This is a genomic window from Bradyrhizobium sp. CIR18, from assembly GCF_014198295.1.
Classification (GTDB): domain Bacteria; phylum Pseudomonadota; class Alphaproteobacteria; order Rhizobiales; family Xanthobacteraceae; genus Bradyrhizobium.
This window is the reverse complement of sequence record NZ_JACIHF010000005.1, coordinates 232,654-254,149: the sequence shown is the minus strand read 5'-3', so window position 1 is coordinate 254,149 and position 21,496 is coordinate 232,654. Positions and strand designations below refer to the sequence as shown.

The 21,496-nt window shown below is 57.8% G+C and carries 15 protein-coding genes and 1 pseudogene; 4 read left to right on the top strand and 12 right to left on the bottom strand.

All coding sequences use genetic code 11. From position 1 onward, the window contains the following. Positions 1-48: 48 nt before the first annotated feature. The 9 genes and pseudogenes from GGD65_RS19255 to GGD65_RS19215 form a co-directional block, all read right to left on the bottom strand. On the bottom strand, positions 49-912 hold the full coding sequence (locus tag GGD65_RS19255; protein ID WP_183236261.1) for a hydrogenase expression/formation protein: 864 nt from the start codon (positions 910-912) through the stop codon (positions 49-51). After that, positions 909-1,355, bottom strand: a complete 447-nt coding sequence (locus tag GGD65_RS19250) for a hypothetical protein (protein ID WP_183236260.1) — start codon at positions 1,353-1,355, stop codon at positions 909-911. Before GGD65_RS19250 ends, GGD65_RS19255 begins: the two co-directional genes overlap by 4 nt. Positions 1,356-1,544: 189 nt before the next feature. Further along, positions 1,545-1,835 (bottom strand): HypC/HybG/HupF family hydrogenase formation chaperone, encoded by a 291-nt coding sequence (locus tag GGD65_RS19245; protein ID WP_104461859.1) that lies wholly within the window; start codon positions 1,833-1,835, stop codon positions 1,545-1,547. 16 nt (positions 1,836-1,851) lie between these two features. Beyond that, positions 1,852-2,430 carry a HyaD/HybD family hydrogenase maturation endopeptidase gene (locus GGD65_RS19240; RefSeq protein WP_183236259.1) on the bottom strand — a complete coding sequence of 193 codons (579 nt, stop codon included), beginning with the start codon at positions 2,428-2,430 and terminating at the stop codon, positions 1,852-1,854. After that, positions 2,424-3,151: pseudogene (gene cybH, locus GGD65_RS19235) on the bottom strand (Ni/Fe-hydrogenase, b-type cytochrome subunit). Before cybH ends, GGD65_RS19240 begins: the two are co-directional and overlap by 7 nt. Before the next feature lie 4 nt (positions 3,152-3,155). After that, entirely contained in the window at positions 3,156-4,946 is a 1,791-nt protein-coding gene (locus tag GGD65_RS19230; protein ID WP_183236257.1) for a nickel-dependent hydrogenase large subunit, read from the bottom strand. A gap of 12 nt (positions 4,947-4,958) precedes the next feature. Further along, entirely contained in the window at positions 4,959-6,059 is a 1,101-nt protein-coding gene (locus GGD65_RS19225; protein ID WP_179733133.1) for a hydrogenase small subunit, read from the bottom strand. An 831-nt stretch (positions 6,060-6,890) separates the two neighbouring features. Then, complete coding sequence (locus tag GGD65_RS19220) at positions 6,891-8,162, bottom strand: serine hydrolase (RefSeq protein WP_183236256.1); 1,272 nt, start codon at positions 8,160-8,162, stop codon at positions 6,891-6,893. A gap of 78 nt (positions 8,163-8,240) precedes the next feature. Beyond that, positions 8,241-8,930, bottom strand: coding sequence for a molybdenum ABC transporter permease (locus GGD65_RS19215; RefSeq protein ID WP_179733130.1), 690 nt, complete (start codon positions 8,928-8,930; stop codon positions 8,241-8,243). Between the two features lie 1,164 nt (positions 8,931-10,094). Here GGD65_RS19215 and dctA point away from each other — a divergent pair. The 4 genes from dctA (at position 10,095) to GGD65_RS19195 (ending at position 16,320) form a co-directional block, all read left to right on the top strand. Beyond that, a complete protein-coding gene (gene dctA / locus GGD65_RS19210; protein ID WP_183236255.1) occupies positions 10,095-11,405 on the top strand; it encodes a C4-dicarboxylate transporter DctA in 1,311 nt (436 codons plus the stop codon). Between the two features lie 1,087 nt (positions 11,406-12,492). Next, positions 12,493-15,168 carry a PAS domain S-box protein gene (locus GGD65_RS19205; protein WP_183236254.1) on the top strand — a complete coding sequence of 892 codons (2,676 nt, stop codon included), beginning with the start codon at positions 12,493-12,495 and terminating at the stop codon, positions 15,166-15,168. Then, on the top strand, positions 15,165-15,848 hold the full coding sequence (locus tag GGD65_RS19200; RefSeq protein WP_183236253.1) for a response regulator transcription factor: 684 nt from the start codon (positions 15,165-15,167) through the stop codon (positions 15,846-15,848). Before GGD65_RS19205 ends, GGD65_RS19200 begins: the two co-directional genes overlap by 4 nt. Before the next feature lie 46 nt (positions 15,849-15,894). Beyond that, on the top strand, positions 15,895-16,320 hold the full coding sequence (locus GGD65_RS19195) for a response regulator transcription factor (protein ID WP_409362747.1): 426 nt from the start codon (positions 15,895-15,897) through the stop codon (positions 16,318-16,320). Between the two features lie 846 nt (positions 16,321-17,166). On the opposite strand, the gene GGD65_RS40765 is transcribed toward GGD65_RS19195, so the two are convergent. The 3 genes from GGD65_RS40765 to glmS form a co-directional block, all read right to left on the bottom strand. After that, complete coding sequence (locus GGD65_RS40765; protein WP_283813681.1) at positions 17,167-17,364, bottom strand: hypothetical protein; 198 nt, start codon at positions 17,362-17,364, stop codon at positions 17,167-17,169. Positions 17,365-17,540: 176 nt separating this feature from the next. Beyond that, complete coding sequence (locus GGD65_RS40760) at positions 17,541-17,924, bottom strand: hypothetical protein (protein ID WP_283813680.1); 384 nt, start codon at positions 17,922-17,924, stop codon at positions 17,541-17,543. An 891-nt stretch (positions 17,925-18,815) separates the two neighbouring features. Continuing rightward, positions 18,816-20,642 (bottom strand): glutamine--fructose-6-phosphate transaminase (isomerizing), encoded by a 1,827-nt coding sequence (gene glmS, locus GGD65_RS19185; RefSeq protein ID WP_183236398.1) that lies wholly within the window; start codon positions 20,640-20,642, stop codon positions 18,816-18,818. Positions 20,643-21,496 lie beyond the last annotated feature (854 nt).

The window sequence follows — 21,496 nt, the reverse complement described above, 5'->3', positions numbered from 1 at the left end:
CCCGCCGTCTGCGGGATCCCACCCGACGCCGAACGTTCTCCAAGCTCTTCATGTGAAGTACGCCTTGATAATTTCCTGCATGCGCTCAGCAGAGTCCTGGAAATCCTCGTCGGCAGCCAACGCAACAATCGGTACGCCGCCGACCTCCAGCGTATCAAGGATGATATTGTCCGTAGAACTGAAGAACTGCACCGACCAGACGTTCCTGATCCCGGTCGCCTGCACTCGGCACGTGCTGTAGCCACGGAAGATGAGTTGGACCGGGCCATTGCCCACGCTTTGCTGCAGGAATGTTAGGTCGATAACGCTCATCGGCAGCAAGGTGAGATTGATGACATGCGCGCGCATGCCAAAGCGCCAGACGCGCGCCCGCTCGCGTATCTCGGCGAGCACCGGTTGCACGTTCATTGCGCCGTCCGGCGCCGCGCCGATCGCAAGATCGGCGGACGTCAGGTCAGTTGCAGCGCGCCGGACAATCTGCGGGATCGCTCCGACCTCAATATAGTCGTCCGCCGGCTCGCTCCCGATGCGCACGCGCCAGATTCCCGCAAGCACCGACTCCCGGATTTGCGCCAAGGAGCCGTCTGGCAGCGCAACCACGCCAGCGACCTCACCTTCTCCGAGCAATTCGCCTATCAGCTTGCGCTCGGGATCGGTGAGATTCGCGAGTCCGTACAGTTGTGTTCGAGCGCTGCTTCTCTGACTGCCAACGGCAGCAGCGGTATTCGATAATAGCGCCATGGCATTCGGATAATTCCTTGCAAGCTCGTCGCCTTCGCGCCAAGCGCGCTTGGCGAGCGCAGTCGCACTCGTCAACCCGCTATAGAATACATCGAGACGTCCAGAGCCCGTGGCAAGGTTACTCGGCGCCCCGTCGGCGCCGTCGGATACAAGGCGGATCGCTGTTTTCATGATGCGATGTTCCGTTGGCTATATCGAGAGGCAGTGCACGTGCCGACACAAGCGCTGCCGGCGTGTGGCCAAACAATCGGTACCGAGATGCGATCGATCGTGACCAAACGGACCGGTCTCCTGCCGATCAGGCTGAGTGTATCGTGCCGATGGCACAGGATCGGCGTCGACGGGCCTCGCAGGCCGAGCCACTCAACCAGTACGCCACCTACGCCGTGCTCAGGCACTGTACCTTTCATGCGCCGCCGAAACGCCTTGACGATCTCACGAAGTAAGAATGCGACGTGGATGATCCGGAGCGAATATAGGGGATCGACCGCCGGCAGCGGCATCACGGCCGCCCTCAAGGGAGCGTGCGCGACCAGGCGCGCATCGACGCTGACGCCCTCCACGTCGGACGGAGCGGGCCGCGTCAGACCATGCCGCGTCGGCTGCAACTTCATCACACGCCTTCCTGATCATGTTCGGTGCTGCTAGCAGGGCATTAGCAAGGCGCATGCCAATCACCGCCTGGCCGCGACTCGCGCTCGAACCAACGGGCTCGAAAAGCATGACACTTCGATGCAAGGTTACGTCCGACTGCGATACGATTTGTGAGCAAGCCTGGTCGGCGCAACCGGCGAGCGGAACTGCTAGCGTAGGTGCTCCGGCAATTGCGGCTCATGACCGATCAAATCCGCAAAGAAGCGATCGCAGTCCTGGCCGTTGAGGCTTGCCTCAAGCCCGGCAAGTGCTTCCGAGATCAGCCTTGCTTCATTTTCGTCCAAAAGCCGCACCGCGCTGTCGATATGAACGAGCACCTTGGCGCCAGCCGAGGCGTCGGAGAGCAGCATGACCGAGACGCGGCGCTGTTCATTGCCATACTCGCACAGCGCCGTGATGCCGTCGGTCTCGACAATCGTCATTGGCAAGCCAAGGCACATGGTCAATCGCAGGCCGCTAGATCGGCTGCGCCCCCATCTCATAGTTTGCATGGTCGATATTGTTCGCCAACAGCCGTTCTGAAGCAGGCAGCGGCGCGGTCCGCGGCTTTGCCGGCGAGTCCCATTGCGCCAGGAGTTTGCAAGCCAGCTCAATCGCAGGCGCAATCTGAAGGCGTACCGGGGCGGTCAGCGGACCGCCCCAATGCTCCAGGTCCAGCGGCTGACAACCGATGAGAGCGAGCTCTCGCGGGCGGCGGCCAAGCAGGTCGGCCGCACTCAAGACCTCCTGAAAGCCGGTCTGATGCAGGCTCACCTTCTTGGCGGCGGTAAACTTTGGCACTTCCTCATCTCGCACAAGCTTCAACTGCCCGGGCAGCAATCCATAGTCGATGGCATCGAACACGATCAGGCAATCGGCCTGCTCAAGAAAACTGACGAGGTAGAGACCCTGTGTGCCGCCATCGAGGACGGTTACGTTGTCATCGATGGCGTAGCGGCGATGAAACTCCTCGACCACCCGCACGCCGAATCCCTCATCGGCCCACAGGATATTGCCGATGCCGAGCACCAGGATCCTTTTCTTATGATTCAGCATTCGCTTGCCAGCCAATCGCGGAGCCCGCGCTGACCCGATATCACAGAAGAGATGCTCCGGCGCGACATGAGTCTTCCCGGACCACCGCGTAGATGTGGACCAGCGCGAAGGTCACGATCACCCAGAGGCCGAGATGATGCCAAGTATGGACGTCCTGACTGTTCGGCCAAATTGAAAACACCCAGCCGAACAGCTTGTGCTGCCAGCTGTCAGTACCAGTACCTTGCCCATAAAGTGCAAAGCCTGTGACGACCATGAACGTGATCGTCTGCGTAAACATGAAGAACATCGCGAGCTGAGCAAGACGGTTGTGCCCGACGCGCCTCTCGGGCTCAACTGTAAGGAACGCATACAAGCGAATCTCGTGGTACACCTCGCGCCAAAAGCACCTGCGCCAGAGCGGCACCCAAAAGATCTGCATGGCATGCGCGTTTCCGATTAACGCCCAGTAGATCCGCAGAAGAAAGCCGATACTGAGCACATATCCCGCCGAGAAATGAGCAAAGCGGATATAGCCGAACAGGAAATTGCCGCTTTCCTCTCCCGACATCGCCGGTGTCCCGGATCCAATGACATAGCCGGTTAAACTCAGCATCAGAATGGCCGCCGCATTAACCCAATGCCACAGTCGCACCGGCGCGTAAGCGATACCAGCGCCGATGCTCCGTTCAGTGGGTTCCGCATCGACGGCGGCAAGGAGCTTTCGAGCTCTGTCCAGCATGTCGTTAACGAACCCTGATTGAGGCCATTTCCTGGCCGTCAGGACTCATCACGTGGGTCGAGCAAGCCAAGCACGGATCAAAGGAATGGATCGTGCGCAAGATCTCCAGGGGCCGCTGCGGATCGGCCATCGGGGTACCGATCAGGGAGGCTTCAAAAGCGCCAATATTGCCCTTGTGATCGCGAGGAGATCCGTTCCACGTCGTCGGCACGACACATTGATAATTGTCGATCTTGGCGCCCTTGATCTTGATCCAGTGCCCAAGTGCACCGCGCGGGGCCTCACTGAACCCGAAGCCCTTGGCCTCCTTGTGCCAGCTTTCCGGCTTCCACCTACTGACATCGGCAGTTGCCGTATTGCCTGCCTTGATGTGGATTACCAGCTTATCTTGGAAATAACGCATCTGATGCGCCGCCCACTGGCATTCGAGCGCCCGAGCTGCAGTACGGCCAAGCGTCGAGAACAGCGCAGTCAGGGGAAGATTGAGCCCGTTGAGCAGTCTCTCGGCCGGCTCCTTGAACTCGGCTTTGCCTTGTGCATAACCGATGATGTATCGCGCCAATGGCCCGACCTCCACGGCGTGGCCGCGCCAGCGCGGCGCTTTGATCCAGGAATACTTGCCGCCTTCGTCGAGTTCCTTGATATCTGTCTTGTTGCCTTTGAGTTTTGGCCCAAGTTCAAAACGCGGCTCGGTGATACCGTCCCAGGGATGCAGTCCACAGCAATCGCTTGGGTATTTATACCATGAATGCGTGACGAATTCCTGGATCTGCTCGGGATCACCATGGTCGATCGGCAGTATCTCCTTGAGATTGCCACCGAGAATGACCCCACGCGGCAGCTTCAAACTTTTGGCGGAACAGTCATTTGCGATTTCGGGGATGTCGCCATAGGACATCACGCTCTTGCTCGAAAGTCCGCCGCCATGAAGCCAGTCCTTATAGAACGAGCAGATCGCGGCAATGTCGGGCAGGTAGACCTGCTCGACAAATTCGATCGAACGGTCGATGATCGAGGACACGATGTTCAGACGCTCCATATTGATCGCACCCACCGCACCAGTTCCCTCGATGTTGATCGCACAGGGCACGCCGCCGACCAGCCAGTTCGGATGCGGGTTCTTACCACCATAGATAGCTTGGATCTTGACGATCTCCTTCTGGAAGTCCAGCGCTTCCAGATAATGCGCTACAGCCATCAGGTTCGCTTCCGGTGGCAGCTTGTAGGCCGGATGCCCCCAATAGCCATTCTTGAACGGACCGAGTTGTCCTGATCCGAAGAATTTGGTGAGCCGGATCTGCAAATCCTTAAAATAGCCAGGGGACGACAGCGGCCAGGGCGAGATAGACTGCGCGAGCGCAGAGGTCGACTTGGGATCGGCCTTGAGCGCGGAGACCACGTCGACCCAATCCAGCGCGTGCAGGTGATAGAAATGTACGAGGTGATCATGCACGAGCAGGCACAGCTGCATGATGTTGCGGATCGAATTGGCATTCTCCGGAATGGCAATTCCTAGTGCATTTTCAACCGCGCGCACGGAGGTGAGCGCATGCGTGCCGGTGCAGACCCCGCAAATCCGCTCGGTGAACGCCCAGGCGTCGCGCGGATCGCGCCCGCGCAAGATGACTTCGATGCCACGCCACATCGTCCCGCTTGAGACCGCATTGCGGATCACATTGCCGGAATCGAGATTGGCTTCGACACGCAGGTGGCCTTCGACCCGCGTCAGCGGATCGATGACGATTCGCCTGCCTGAACGATCGAGATTGAACCCGTTCGGTGTCTGGACGGCCACCGTCGCCCCTCCTCAACTCGGCTTGCTTTCTTGGGCTGGGCGATCCGGCTTGTGGGTCAACCGCTTCACGGCGGTGACCGCCGCATGGGCAGCGACGGTTAGCCCAACTACGCCGGCAGCGGCCATGCCGATCTGGTCGGCGTTCTCCTCGATGCCGAATTGCCTGATGGTTGTGAGTCGGTCGTAAAATGACCCCTTATCCCAGAAGCCGTCTTCCGAGCAACCGAAGCAGCCGTGGCCGGATTGAATCGGAAATGAAACGCCGCCGTTCCACCGCAGGGCCGAACAGGCATTGTAGGTGGTTGGCCCCTTGCAGCCCATCTTGTACAGGCAATAGCCCTTGCGTGCGTACTTATCGTCCCACTCTTCGACGAATTGACCAGCGTCGAAATGGGAACGCCGATAGCACTTGTCGTGAATGCGCTCGGAATAGAACATACTTGGACGCCCTTGGCTATCGAGCTCCGGAAGCTTTCCGAACGTGGTGATGAAAGTCACAAGGCCGCTCATGACCTCTGCGATAGGCGGGCACCCGGGCACCTTGATGATCAGCTTGTTGGTGATCACCTTATCGATCGGTACCGCGCCAGTCGGATTGGGCTTGGCCGATTGCACGCATCCCCATGACGCACACGTGCCCCACGCGATGATCGCCATGGACTCTTCCGCCATGGACCTTAGCTTTTCGACGAACGGCTTGCCGCCGTCAATGCAGAACATGCCACCCTCGTTCAGCGGTGGATTGCCTTCGACGGCGAGCACATACATACCTTTGTACTTGGCGCGAGTTTCCTCCAGGATGGCTTCGGCCTGATGTCCTGCCGCCGCCATGATCGTATCGTCATAGTCGAGCGAAATCATCGACAGCAGCGCGTCCTTGATCAAGGGATGGGCCGAGCGGATAAAGCTTTCCGAGCAGCAGGTACACTCGAGCCCGTGCAGCCAGATGACAGGCACACGCGGTTTGGTCTCCAGGGCGTTGGCAATACTGCTTGCGGCGAGTGGACCAAGCCCCAAGCTCGCGGCAGTCAAACTACAGAATTTGTGGAAACTACGACGCGTCATACCCTGACGTCTGATCACGCTGTAGAACGTTTCCGTTGCACCACCCATGACGCCTTCCACGTGAGTTGTCGTCGGCCGTAACGAATTACTGACGTTCAGCAAGAAACAAGCCACCGAAGCGAAACACTTAACAGATACCAAGCAAGCGCTTCGGAGTTGCGGACTGGCGAAACGAGCCAACGAGCCACAAGCTGCGCCATTGATCTGTCATGCTAATGGTGTCCGGTTTTGGACGTTCATGTGAGCACTTCGACAGAGCAGCACGATGGTTCACCACTGCATGGCGGCTACGTCATGCTCGCTCTTGCACGACCGCGACACTCACGTGTCATGCCGGTTGTTGAATAGAATTGGTGCAGTTGACGGGCACCGGACTGCCCTCCAGTCTTAATCAGAATTGCCGATTGCTGTCCAATGGGGCGTTAAAGCCGGTCATAGTCGCAACTGCGCAAGCAGCCCGCACGAAAGCGGCTGTCGAGCGACGAAGAGAAGCCGCAATGTGAGCCGGGATGCGCACACTGCCTTCGCTTTTCAGGTCTGGTCAATCCGATCTACCTTTGATTCAAAGCGCCTCTCTCTACGGCATCGCTGCAAGATCGTGGGCGAGAGCCTGGACGTTCACAGCCATCACAGGAGCGTTCATCGCGCAAGCCGACCGATAGCCATGTGCGATCGTCTTGGCGCATCGCGACACCAAACCCGCTTCCAAGAGTTTCTTCGCGATAGCGGAGGCGATCTCGTTGTTGAAGCACTAGCGCGATCCGCGCCAACGCGGCTAGCAGGTAGCGGCCCCGACTTTCAGTCGACATCGATCCGTAGTAGCAGCACTGTCTGTCGACTACCCAAAACGGTTGGCCGAGCCTTTCGGCGGAAAGCGGACTATCGAATTATTGCAGCATAGACGATATATTGGACTTGTTCGCGGTAATACTTCCGGATTTCTCCGGGCGCTGCCGTTCCGACCACCACGACGAGACGCTCCTTTGGGTCGCAGAAAAATTGTGTGCCGTAGGCGCCAGTCCAGCTAAACTCACCTGGATTGCCCGGAACCGCCGAGAGACCCTCGTTTATGCGTACAGCTACTCCGAGCCCGAAGCCGAAGCCGGCACGGTGCGCCTCCACGTTGGCGACCTTATTTTTGATCTCTGCCCCGAGGTGGTCGGAAATCATGTGGCGCACCGTCTTAGGACCGAGAATGCGCTGCCCATCGAGCTCCCCACCGTTGAGCAGCATTTGTCCGAAGCGCACGTAGTCACCGACTGTCGCAAATGCGCAGGCTCCCCCACAGTCAAACTTCGTCGGACTTTCGAGGAGCTCGATATCCTGTGGCTTTCCCGTCAGCGGGTCGCCTGGAAATGGATGCGCGAGGCGCTCGCGTTGCGATTCCGACAAATGGAAAGTGGCATCCTGCATTTCGATGGGCTTCCACAGATTGCTGGCAAGATAGTCGCCCAATCGCTGTTGGCTGACCTGTTCCAGGACAGCTCCCAGCACATCGGTCGAGAAGCCGTATTCGAATTCCGTCCCCGGTTGGTGCGCTAGCGGCAGCTTGGTGATGGCTTCGATGAACTCCTGCTTATCGCCCCTCAGTGGCGGAGCGGCGAAATGGGGATAGAGACGCGAAACTTGGTCTGAGCTGTCGAGGGGCACACCATAGGTGAGCCCGGATGTGTGGCGATATAGATCGTGGATGTAGATCGGAGAACTCTGCGCTTGAAATTCTAATGAACCGTCATGCTGTGGCACTCCCACCTTCATGTTTGCGAATCCCGGGTAGTAATCCGTGAGCCTGGCCTGTAGAGGCAGCCGACCCTGCTCCATGAGGATAAGCCCGGCAACGGCCACCATCGGCTTGGTCATAGACGCAAGCGCGAACATCGCGTCGAGCCGCATCGACCTTCCTTTTGCAGGATCGAGTTGCCCGTACGCCTTGTAGTGAATCAGCTTGCCGTCTCTGGCGATTGCAATCACTGCACCCGGCACGCGTTGACTTGCGATTTCGCGAGCGAAGAACTCGTCTAGCCTAGCGAGGCGACGCTGAGAAACGCCGACGTCATCGGCCGTCGCTTCGGGCAGAGGCGCGGAGTGCACTGAGTGCACTGAATTGAAGCCAATTACAGCAGCCGCCGCGGTCATAACAAGCTTGTTCATTGTAGCCTCGCAAGGATTGATGGATCCGGCTTGCAATACTGCTGCTCGGTCGAGATCGGATATGTCCGGCCGGCAAGCCTAAGACGGTTCGGTGCCTCTCCTGGCACGGTGTCTGTCGATGAGGGATAAGGTGAAGATGGCCGCAAAGGCGAACATCACCATACCGCCGGCAAGCACACTCGCCTCGCGCCAGCGCGATGCTTGGACGTAGTCTACGACGTAGGCTGACAACACCTTGGTGCGCCCAGGAATGTTACCGCCGATCATCATCACGACGCCGAATGTGCCGATCGTATGACAAAAGCCAACGATGGCGGCCTTAACAAACTCCAATCGCGCCAGTGGCCCTCTGATGGTAATGAAGGCATACAGCGACGAAACGCGCCCCGTAGTTTCCAACGAGCGATCCCCTATCCCGACAAAGGCGTTACGGATCGGCTGCACCACCAACGGCAGTGCCGAGAGGACCGATCCGATCACGATTCCTGCGAATGTAAAAGCGAGCGTGCGCTCGCCCCACAAAGAGGCGAGAACGCCACCCGGTCCGTTGGGGCCGAGCAACACGAGTACGCAAAAACCGAGAGCCGTCGGCGGTAGCACTAGCGGCAGGGCGATCAGCGTCGCCACCGCCTCGCTCAAAAGGGTCTTTGAGCGCGCTTGCCACCAAGCGAGGGGCACACCAATCACGAGGAGGATCACGGTCGTTACGCTGGCGAGCTCGATCGTGAGCGCAACGGATTGCGCAATCTCTGCCGAAAAGACATCCATGTGCGTCAGCCCAAAAGTGAAAGCGGATCGTCTTATGGGCCCAGTAACCGCCTGCACGTCCGGCTCGCGCAGGTATGTGGCGCGGATCGCCCTCTAGTCGCGCAGCACTTCGTGGCGGCCGCCACATTCACGCGCGTCGTTTCTACGAGCAAGAGCAGCATCGCAAGTTTCATCGGCAACTCCTGTGACAGGGCCGCTTCCATCCATCTGACGGCGGCACCTCCTCGTTCGAAATCAGCAATTCCTGTGCCGCGGGCGAACTGTGGAGCGCTCTATGCGCAACGTGGGAGCAATTCGCATAGACGTCGACGTCGCTGTGGCGTGGACCTAACGCTATGTCAGATTTCTGGCAGCTTTGTTGCCGAGCAGACAGCGACAGCCGCGCAACGAAACGGCAGAATTTGATGCCGCCAGAGATGCCTATTTGGTTCTGTCGGTAGCTCAAACGCCGCACTCGCCGCGCCGGTAATGGAACGAATCGCAGGAAGCCTGCCCTTTGGCAGCTCGCGAACGATCTAGCTGAGTAATCATCTTAACGCTGCTTCTGCGACGCGGCAAAAGGCGCGAGGGGCCGAGAGCGAAGGTATCCTGCCTAATGCGAATCGCTAGCACAGGCCTGGAGATAAATGCCCCGTGCACGAACGAGCCTTGCCGCTCGCGACAACGCAGTGCATCGATTCAAGATTATTGGCGCGCAATCGAGCTCCTAAACAGGCTTCCATCGCGTGGATGAGTGCTATCCAAACTATCAATTTTACCAATGTCATCTACTCTTGCATCCATCTCAGCAGTCGGCGCATATCGATCACGCTCGGGCTTCCATCCCGAGACGGGACTCCGCTAATGCGCCCAGCCGATCAAGATACGCGTCTCGTTGCAACTTTTTGTTCGACCTTGCGAACGCGGGCCGAGCACTCAAGCCGATGCCGCCAGGAGACAGACGGTTTGTCCGAGACTGCCCAATCGGGCGCACTTTGGGCATCTGGTGCATATCTTGCTTAACGAGAAGGGATAACGCAACTAAACGCCTGCCTTTGGAACGACGCGCCCGCTCTCGGAACCGTCCTTCAATCGGACACGGCTAAAATGATGAGTCTCGTATGACGCCGTCGTCTCTCAACGACGCGGCGGCTCACATTCGAGTATATTCGGGAAGGAAGCGTCATGACCACCATGGCAACAGCGGCGCCCGCACGCGCGTCGCAAGCTTGGTATAAGATTCTCTACGTGCAGGTGCTGATCGCGATCTTGCTTGGCGCCGTGGTCGGTTGCCTATGGCCGTCTGTCGCGACCAATGACTGGGTCAAGGCGCTCGGTGACGGGTTTATCAAGCTCATCAAGATGGTGATCGCGCCGATTATTTTCTGCACCGTCACATCTGGTATTGCGCATATTCAGGATGCGAAGAAAGTCGGGCGAGTCGGCGTCAAGGCGCTGGTCTATTTCGAGATCGTCTCCAGCTTTGCCTTGGTGTTGGGCCTTCTTATGGGCAATCTGGTCCAAATCGGTCATGGTCTTGCGGTCAAGCCGGATGCTGCGGCGGTCGCCAATTACGTCAAGCAGGCGGAAGCCTCGAAGACCGTCGATTTCTTTCTCAACATCATTCCCGATACCGTGGTCGGCGCCTTCGCCCGCGGCGATGTTCTGCAGGTTCTCCTGTTCGCGATCCTATTCGGCTTTTCGCTGATGGCGTTGGGAAGCCGTGGGGAGCGGCTGCGAGGCATGATTGACGACGTCGCGCACGCGGTGTTCGGCGTGATCGCTATCATTATGAAAGCGGCCCCGATCGGCGCCTTCGGCGCGATGGCCTTCACTATCGGCAAGTTCGGGCCGGCAGCACTCGGCAATTTGATCGGTCTGATCGCGCTGTTTTACGCGACGGCGGCGTTATTTGTCGTGGTGGTGCTCGGTTTGATCGCGCGCCTCGTGGGCTTTTCAATCTTCAAGTTCATTGTCTATATCAAGGACGAGATTCTGATTGTGCTCGGCACATCGTCCTCTGAAAGCGCGCTGCCGCAATTAATGGAGAAGCTCGAACGGCTGGGCTGCTCCAAGCCTGTGGTCGGCCTGGTGGTGCCAACTGGCTACTCCTTCAACCTCGACGGCACCAATATCTATATGACACTTGCGACATTGTTCATTGCCCAGGCACTTGGGGTCGATCTCACCTTTGGCCAGCAGCTCACGATCCTGCTCGTGGCGATGCTAACGTCGAAGGGAGCAAGCGGGGTCACCGGCGCGGGCTTCATCACGCTCGCTGCGACGTTGTCAGTAGTCAACCCAGCGCTGGTGCCGGGCATGGCAATCGTATTCTCGATCGACAAATTCATGAGCGAGGTGCGCGCCCTTACTAACATCACCGGCAATGGCGTCGCCGCCGTGTTCGTATCCTGGTGGGAGGACGAGCTCGAGCACGCGACGCTGCAAGCTCGGCTCAACCAGCCCAACGTTTCCACCACTATCGACCCACGATGAGATAGGTTCCGGATCTTAACCGCCGCCATTCGAAGACGCGTCGAATGCAAGCGCAGCCACCTTTCTCGTAGTTCGAATCGACACAGCCGACTTAACGCGAGCCGAACCCTTTCACGCGCCATCTCAGTGCGCAGCCCTTGCACCGCGCCGCCCCCCGGCAGCCGCTCTGAAAAGATGCCAGCCGAGCAAAAGAGTCGGGGCTATTCTAACAGTCATTTTCGAGCGCGTCTTTCGCCGTCAAGCTCCCGGCCATCTGAACGCTTCTGCGACATCTTGCCGTGCCAGATAACAGGACTGCGACAGAACGTGTCCGGTTGACGGACCTAGGTGTTGCTCCGCCTACAATTGCCCGTGTGCGCGGTCGCTGCGCTTGCCTCGTCCGACCAACGAGTAGCGAACTTGCTGACGCAACTCATCATCCCTTGTTACGGTCCGCGCTGGCGCATTAGATCATGATGGGTGTGGTCAGCACGGATTAGATGGCACCTCGACAGAGCCGTGGCGGCTCGCACACGGCTAGTGTCGGCTCGGCGTCGCTGCGCGCGCTCGATTCCGGCCAACCACTCGGAGACAAGTCCTCCGCACCTAGGCGTGATGGCCTAGGGCATACAAAGCAGTCGCGTAACTTCGCCTTCGTATCTCGGCATATGACCATCGCGCTTTCTTCCGCATGACCGATCGCACCGGCGAGATGAGTGGTCCGGCAGCTTGTCTTTGTTCTTCCCGGTTGGGCGAGGCGCGCCTGATTGTTCCGGCACAACGTCTTGACTGAACTGCAGCCGCTGTCCTCGTGCGGCTGGCGTGGAGTTGTCCTCGGCTGCAGCCTCGAGCGCCTGCCCGGGGATATCGGCAGCGGAGGAAAGCAGACATCTGAGCGTCGATTGCAGGCGTGTCAGCGGCCATATTGAAAGGTTTAGGGCAACTATACGTACGTCTGTGATGCAATTTTTCCCGGCGCGTGCTCAGTTCAGAAACAAGCAATTGATCTCGGAAGCGCTCGCCAGCGGGTGCTGGTGCCGAGTATTGCCCTATTTTTGCCTAAAATGTTATAACTCTCCCGCCGGAGAACAGGCCGGACGGTGTCAAAATGCGTAGGCCGATCAACTGTTTAGAACGTTCAGCCCTTCAGTTTACCTTCGGCAGCATAATGCTGGCCGTGGTAACACTGGCTTGCTTGTACCTTCACGCGCATTTCGCCGCGACGGCCTTCGCATATTTGTTAGTGGTATTGCTGTTTTCCCTGCTAGGCAGCTTCATCGCGTCGTCCGCGCTTTGCATCGTAGCCATCGCTGCTCTCGCTTACTACTTTGCGCCGCCGGCATTCAGCCTGCGAATCGATGACCCCCAAGACCTGCCGGTGGTTGTTGCATTCTTTATTGCCTCGATTGTCGGAGCGCACCTGATCGCAAAGCTCCGCCAGGAAAGAGAGGCTGCGCGTGTGGTTGCGGCCAAGCTTCAGCGGAGCGCGGCCGATTTGGAGGATCGCGAAAAACGGTGGGGCGCCATCTTCGAGCACAATCCGGCCATGTACTTCATGGTCGATGAAGCCGGCACTGTGCTCAACGTGAATACATTGGGCGCGACACAACTTGGCTATGCTCGTGCTGAACTGATCGGTCAATCCGTGCTGGACGTATTTCTTGAGGAGGATCGCGCGTTCGTTTGCGAATGCGTTCGGACATGCCTTGAAGATGTCGGACAAACGCGCACGTGGGACGTCCAAAAAGTCAAGAAGGACGGCTCGGTGTTGTGGGTACGTGAAAACGCCAAAGCCATGCTCTGGGCCGATGAGCAGCCCATTGTCCTTATCGCCTGCGAAGATATCACGGAGCGGAGGCGGACCGAACTTGCCCTGCAGCGGAGCGAAGCACATCTGGCCCAGGCGCAGGAGTTGAGTCACACAGGCAGCTTCAGCTGGAACGTCACTACGGGCGAGGCCTTCTGGTCAAAGGAAACATTTCGAATCTTCCAATTAGACCCTCAGACAGTGCCACCGGGGCCGAAGCTCGTCGTTCAGCGCACGCATCCAGATGATAGGGCTTCGGTTAGAGAAATTATCGATCGCGCGATGCGAGACCCGAGCGATTTCGAGCACGAATACCGGCTTCTGCTACCGGACGGCTCGGTAAAGCACATTCATGCGCAGGCACGAGCGACGAGGACAGCCTCTGGTGACATCGAGTTTGTTGGGGCAGCTACGGATATTACGGCGGCGAGGCGAGCAGAACAGCAGCTGCGCCGCAGCGAGGCCTATCTGGCCGAAGCCCAGCATCTCAGTCACACGGGCAGCTGGTCCTGGGACGTCTACGGTCTAGATTTCGTGTATCGCTCCGCCGAGGTCGATCGTCTGTTTGGCTTTAGCCCCCAAGAGCCGGTATCGATCGAGACCATTCGATCGCGCATCCATCCGGACGACTTGCCGGGGCTACAGGAGGTGCAGCGTCAGGCGATTGAACACGAGGAGGGGCGGTTCGAATATGATTTTCGTATCCTTCTACCAGATGGCGGGATAAGACGCATACACTCCGTTGCGCACGTGGTGGTCGGCAGCGATGGTAATGTCAGCGAGCTGATCGGAACACATATGGATGTGACCGAGCAACACGCAGCTAGGGAACGCCTGGAAAACACACTTGCCGCGCTGCGCGAAAGCGAACAGCGCTTTCGCGACTACGCCGAAACAGCTTCCGACTGGCTCTGGGAGACCGGGCCGGATCATCAGGTCACTCACTTATCCGAGCACACCAGCGCTGCGGGAATTTTGGCGACAGGATTGATGGGCCTGCCTCGCTGGGAGATTGCGTGCGACGTCGAAGACGAACCCGAGAAGTGGGCGCGGCATCGGGCGACGTTGGAGGCCCATCTTCCATTTCGGGATCTCGTCTACCGCACCGTGAATCGGACAGGTTCTCCGATCTACGTCCGCACGAGTGGCAAGCCTTTTTTCGATGGAAAGGGCAATTTTCTCGGCTACCGTGGCGTCAGCACTGACATCACCGCTACCATTCGCGCCGATCAAGCCGAACAAGAACTACGAAAGGCACAGGCGGAGCTTGCGCACGTGACGCGTGTAACGACGTTAGGAGAGCTGACAACTTCCATCGCCCACGAAATAAACCAGCCCCTCGCCGCTATTATCAGCAACGCCGATGCGTGCCTGGGTTGGATGGGGCGAGAAGCTCCTAATCTTCCCGCCGCGCGCTCTTCGGTGGAGTGGATTATCGAAGACGCAATCCGGGCAAGCGAGGTGATCCGTCGTGTTCGCGCGCTCGCGAAGAAAGGCGAGATTGAGATGGTGCCGCTCGATATCAATGAGGTCGTCAAGGACGTCATTGCACTGGTAACACGAGAGCTGGTGAGCCACCGAGTGATGTTACGAACCGAGTTGACGGCAGGGCTGCCTACGATCCTCGGCGATCGGATTCAGCTGCAACAAGTGATCATCAATCTGGTGATGAACGGAATCGAAGCCATGGACGCAGTTACAGACCGGACGCGCGAACTGCTGATTCAATCATCGAAGGACGATGTGGGGCACGTCCGACTTGCCGTGACCGATTGCGGCGTCGGCATCGCCGAGAACGACGCCGACCGCGTCTTGGATCCCTTCTTCACCACCAAATCGACTGGCCTTGGAATGGGTCTTTCGATCTGCCGGTCGATCGTGGAAGCTCATGGAGGACGACTGTCAATGGCCCACAAAAATGGACCGGGCGCGACGTTCCAGTTTGCTCTGCCGCTGCATAAGGAGGCCGTCTCGTGACAGGACGATTTGACTCGCCACGTGAAGTCAGCAACGCCAAGGCCTCGACAAAGGCGATCGTCTTCCTCGTCGAGGATGACATCTCCATGCGTCGCTCGCTTACGAACCTTTTTCTATCGGTAGGGATGGATGTCATTGCATTCGGATCGGCTCGCGAAATGCTGCAGAGCACAATTCCGGACGCTATTAGCTGTCTAGTTCTTGATGTCCGGCTGCCAGGCTTGAGCGGCCTTGACTACCAGACCGAGCTAGCAAGGTTGAACATACATATTCCGATCATTTTCATTACCGGCCATGGCGACATTCCCATGACCGTCAGGGCCATGAAGGAAGGAGCGGTCGATTTTCTCAGCAAACCGTTTCGCGATCAGGAACTGCTTGATGCCGTGGTTGCGGCGACCGAACGCGATCGCAAAAGACGGGACGCTCAGCAGATCGTCGCGAACCTGCAGTCTCGATTTGAGACCTTAAGTCCGCGCGAGCAGGGGGTGATGAAACTGGTCGCTGCCGGCCTGATGAACAAGCAGGTAGCCGCCGAGCTTGGGCTGGCCGAGATTACGGTCAAGATCTACCGGGGACACGTAATGAAGAAGATGCGTGCACGGTCGCTGGCCGACTTGATTAGAATGACTGAGACGTTGGGAATTCGCGCCAATCGTCCTGAACAAACCCAAGTATGATTTTACAATTTTATCAGTCGAGCCCACTTTTCGCCGAAGGTGGCTGATGCTTGCAGCCGCTATTCCCCGTTCAGGAGTGCTCGTCTTGTCCACGCCTTTGATTTCCGTCGTTGACGACGACGCCTCAGTCCGTGCGGCGACAGAGAATCTTTTGAAATCGCGTGGCTACATCGCCCAAATATTTGCGTCGGCCGAGGAACTCCTGAGGTCCCCGCAATTGGACGAGACATCCTGTGTGATTACCGATGTACAGATGTCGGCTATGAGCGGCCTGGAGCTATTGGCAGAGATGCGGACACGCGGTTACGACGCACCATTCATTTTCATTACGGCTTTCCCCGACGACCGCGTGCGCGCGTCAGCGCTGGGCGCCGGAGCGATTGGCTTCCTCGCCAAACCCTTTACCGGACAATCGTTAATCGAGTGCCTCGACAACGCACTGAACGCGTATGACGGCCGAGGCGGCATCTGATGCAATCAACCTGCGGCTTGAAATGATGTCCGATCTAAACGGTCCACAGGTCGATCTCGCCACCGATCAACCCCTTCGCAGTCAAACATGCTACTTGCTTTAAAACGCGAGCGAGAGGCCAATTGTTGCCTTGTCCATGCTTCACCGACTATCGCCGGGCGGCTACATTGGTGCAGAACTGACCCAAAGCAATCGACGACCCTAAGCACTTCTTAACTCGTCTAGATCGAGGTTATATACTCCATTGCAGAGCGGAGCTGGCGCGAGAGCGCTCGACAAAGCAAGGGATTGGCTGTTCGCAGCCCGACTGCAGTGACGATGATAACGGAGCTTCGCCCAGGACAACCGCCTCGCGTGTGTGTTGAGGCTTTTCTGGTGAAAGAGCTCTGCACGATCCTCGTGCTCACGGCGTCGTTATATCGGTTGACGAATGCCGGCCGTCTTGTCCATCGAGCGCCGCTTCGCTGTACATTTCTTTGCCCACCAACACACGGCAGGCGCCCACGCCGTTACTACTTCGTAGGCCGCGATCTGTAGAAGACTTCTGCCTCCAAGCCGTCCAACGTGCTCGGCGCAACACGCCCGGCCCCTCGGCGGCCGGACGCACTCTGGCGGCACCCCATGCAGGTCCTCGCCGCGGCGAGCATTGCCGCAATTGCCTTGCGCAGTGAGCTCCTACTTCCAACGCTCACACAACTCAGCAACCGCTAGGCCAAGGAGCACTCTGGGGGCAGTCTTCTGAGCCAACTCAGAGGAACTCTCAGCCGCAAACGCTATAAACAGAGAGGAGCCGGAGCAGGCTAGATTAGCCTACTCCATCGGGCCCAATCACCGGTGATCTCATGGTCACATAAAATCATCCTCATAATCGTATGTTGGGCTCGCTGGGATCTCGGTATCACTACCTTCACTGTCGTCCGCTTTGGAAAGATACCGCGTAGCAGTGGCTTTTCGCTGCCATTCGCCGTCGCTATTTCTTACCCACTTGTCTGACTTCTCTGGGTCGAGAACCATGTTGTCGGCGTCAACCTCGATGAAGCCCATCTTTGCCGCACGGGCTCTTGCTTCCGGATTAGCCAGTCGCGAATTGAGCAGGGCTGTTCGCCGTCTAGTCGAAGCTGGTGCTCGAGCAGGATATCGCCAGCGTTCTCGACAAGTGGATGAGCGACTTGAAGATCCACAGTAGAGGTAGTCCCGTGGCGTCCAGGAAATAGCTTCTTCTACCTTTTGACGTCGAACTCGGTCATGCTGTCGCCGCCTTCCATTCTTAGAAGTCGGACGCTCTTGTTGCCCAATTGGTAGTTGAAGTACCGCGCATTCTCGGAATCTCGGGTCGTCCCGTAGTCTTTGGCAACTTCTGCAGTTCGCCTCGCCTTGGCGGAGACGAAGTCGGAGTACTCATGGGGGTTGTCGGCGATGTACTGGATTTCGTCGCCGTGATAGGCCTTCGCGGCTTCTCGGAATGAGTGACGATCCTTGAACTCTATGATGGGAGGGGTTGAAACGAGCGAATACGGTCTTGTTGCCGAAGATGAACTGCCACTCGAGCCGGATTCGGCTAAGTGCATATTGGCGAACGCATCCGCAACGTTGGCTGCGTCCATTTGCTCATCAGTTTCTGCAAAGTGAGAGGATTGGAAGTAGGACGAGCCATTGATCCGATTATATATCGCGATTGGTGCTCCCGTCGGACATACATTTCCGCATCTAGTCGTGCTAAATCCCGCGTCGCTGCAAGGCAGGGTGGCTCTTGCTATACGAGCGGGTCGGCCGTCGCTGGATTATATAATGGCTAGTAGTACTCTCCCGCCGCTACAGCCGGGGTGCCGCGTCCTTCCGGTGCGGCGCCCCTGCACTTGGTTTTAGGCCCTCAACCTTGCGCGGGAATGTCCGGTTTCTAACAATCCATTTGATGACACGTAGCAGCTGCGAGGGCCGCCGCGGCGCGTATGGTCCAACCGGATTGCGTGAGCCGCTGCTAAGCGCGATCTAAGCGACAAACTGCACTGCATCCTAAGGAATCGTCAACGCGATGGAAGTGCATGCTCAACGTGCCCGACATAGGGCAGATGAACGTAAGTTGTCGCGCGTATGCGCTGCCAGTGAATAAGCCGCGACGGAACGGCCCGAAGATGGTGTGTGCACCGACTTGTCGTCGGCTTCGCCAAGGTGGGAGGATAAGTTAGAGGGTATCTTTTGTGTACCGAGCTTCAGGTGATTTGGCCCTGCAAAGCAGATGGCAGGCTGGGTAAACGAGAGCCGACTTGGATCTCCCAATGGTCAGTAATTCCCACTTGTTATCGACCGTTCCTCTCGAGCGACAGGAAGGTAACGCTCGCCTCCATTGGCGTTAGTCGGTTGACGCTGATGACGCAAGCAGGACTCTGCTCATCGAGCTGGACCGGTCTATGATTGACCTATCGTTACTGGGATCGCTCTCCTTGAGCTCGCCCACTCCATTAGTGGCCTCAATGCTTCAATATAACACTGCCGCCTCATTCCACAGTCACCGATTTTGCTAGATTACGCGGCTGATCCACGTCCGCGCCCCTTACGAGCGCGGTATGGTAAGCCAAGAGCTGAACCGGAATGGCATAGACCATCGGCGTAAAGGTTGCGACCATCTCCGGCAGCACAATGGTCATGAGTGTGTCCATCGTCGCTTCTAAAGCACCCTTCGAATCGGTGATCAGGATGATCTTGCCGCCCCGAGCCGCAACTTCTTGCATATTCGAGACGGTCTTCTCGAAGACCCTGTCATAAGGGGCGATCACCACCACAGGCACAGCCTCATCTATCAATGCGATCGGTCCGTGCTTGAGCTCGCCGGCCGCATAACCTTCTGAGTGGATATAGGCAATTTCCTTCAGCTTGAGTGCGCCCTCCAGCGCCAGGGGAGCCGATGTGCCACGACCGAGATAGAGCACGTCCCTTGTGTCGGCGATATAACGCGCGAGCTTCTCGATCTGCGGCTCAATCAACAGTGCCGCAGCAATCAACCGCGGCACTTCGATAAGCTCACGCACAAGCTTCGATTCATCGATTTCAGACAGTTTATCGCGCTCTTTGCCTGCTGCGACGGCAAGCGCCGCCAATACCATCAGCTGGCAGATGAATGCCTTGGTCGAGGCGACGCCGATTTCTGGCCCCGCCAGCGTCGGCAGAACGGATTCGCTCTCCCGCGCAATCGTCGACGTCGGGACATTGACTACAGATATCGTGTGCATGCCTTGGTCCTTGGCGTATCGCAACGCAGCTAGCGTGTCAGCGGTTTCGCCCGACTGCGAGATGACGATCGCGAGATCGCCCCGGCGCAAAGGCGCCTCTCTGTAGCGGAACTCGGAGGCTACATCGATCTCGACAGGCAAGCGCGCCAGCCGCTCGAACCAGTATTTGGCGATGTGCCCGGCATAGCTTGCAGTGCCGCACGCGGTAATTGAGATGCGCTGAATGGATTTAAAGTCGAACGGCAATGTGAGGGGCAGGACGACGCGCTTGGCCGCCATGTCGAGATAATGCGCCAATGTCTTGCCGGCCACTGTCGGCTGTTCGTGGATTTCCTTGGCCATGAAGTGGCGATAATTCGCTTTGTCCACAAGGAGTGACGATACGCCAGACTTTGATGTTTCCCGCTCGACGACAGATCCGTCTGCGCTATAAATCACGCACGTCGTGCGCGTAAGCACGGCCCAGTCGCCGTCTTCAAGATAGGTGATGGTGTCGGTCAACGGCGCGAGCGCGATCGCGTCCGATCCTAGATACACTTCGCCCTTGCCATGTCCGATCGCAAGGGGCGACCCCTTACGCGCACCGATCAAAAGATCATCGTGGGCCTTGAAAAGGAATGCCAGCGCGAAGGCACCGCGCAGCCGCGGCAGCGACGCTTGTACCGCATCCTGCGGCGAGTAACCCTTCTTGAGATAAGATTCGACGAGATGCGCCACCACCTCCGTGTCTGTCTCCGAGCTAAAATGGGCTCCATTCCGCTCCAGTTCAGCTCGCAGCTCGCGGAAATTCTCAATGATCCCGTTATGAACGACCGCGACATTTTCCGTCGCGTGCGGGTGAGCATTGCTCTCGGTCGGCTTTCCATGAGTCGCCCAGCGGGTATGACCGATGCCGGTATGACCCGACGGCGGATAGCAGCGCAGCTGCTCCTCAAGGTTTCTCAGCTTACCTTCAGCGCGGCGGCGCTCGATACGGAGACCTTCGAGAGTCGCGAGGCCTGCGGAGTCGTAGCCACGATATTCCAATCTCTTGAGCGACGCGACCAACTGCCCAACGACCGGACCACGCCCCAAAATGCCTACAATTCCACACATATCGATCAATGCAGCCCAAGTTTAAGGAGTCCGACGTCCCCCTACAGGAACCCGGTCATGAAGTCCGCTTGCCTGATGGTAACGGGTGTCTAGTTCGGTTTTCGCGGCCGCCTGTATCGCCGCCGCATTCACAAGCGTGAGTTAGATCTCTTTCAGCCATCATCGCTTCGTCGGCTACAGTCCGCTTTTGGCTGCCGATCGAGTACAAACGGCACAGCAGCTCTAGCTTGAATTGTCCTGTCTTACTGGAGACATTTTCCGGCGCGGGTTAAAGAGACTTATCATACACGAACCGAGGCAACTTACGCTCGGTCAAGGTTAAAGGATTGCCGTCGAAGCTCCATTGTACGAAAGTAAGCTCTCGATATCGAAACGTTCGACGATCTATACCAACGTTTGCTACTCTTTCTCACTTTGTCTCGCGTCAACCGTCCACTGCCTGCCGCGAGTTGAATATTGGCAACGGCGCTGATCGTGGTTGATGAGTCGACCTACAAGACTGCGTGTTCTGTTCCGACGCTAATAGCACTTTGTAGACTGCGGCTCTATGAGTAGGCTGGCTGCGTGCTGGCTTGCATGCCGTCATTCCGACAAATGCATTGACGACTACGACCTCAGCTCGTCGCTTTCCCACGCCATGATGAGCCCACGCGAATGCACACATGCGCCTGAGGATGATAAGGAGCACAGACCAACGCTTCAATCTCATTGAAATATCGCCCAGGGGCAAGCGCGCCCCGGGCGCGCTTAAGGGCGTTTTGCCATCCATCTCGCCTTAGGACTATCGCGCTGCTAGGGTTACTGGGCTTCATTTTTGACGCTCAATGTATTGGCATCCTTCAGGCCAAATATAA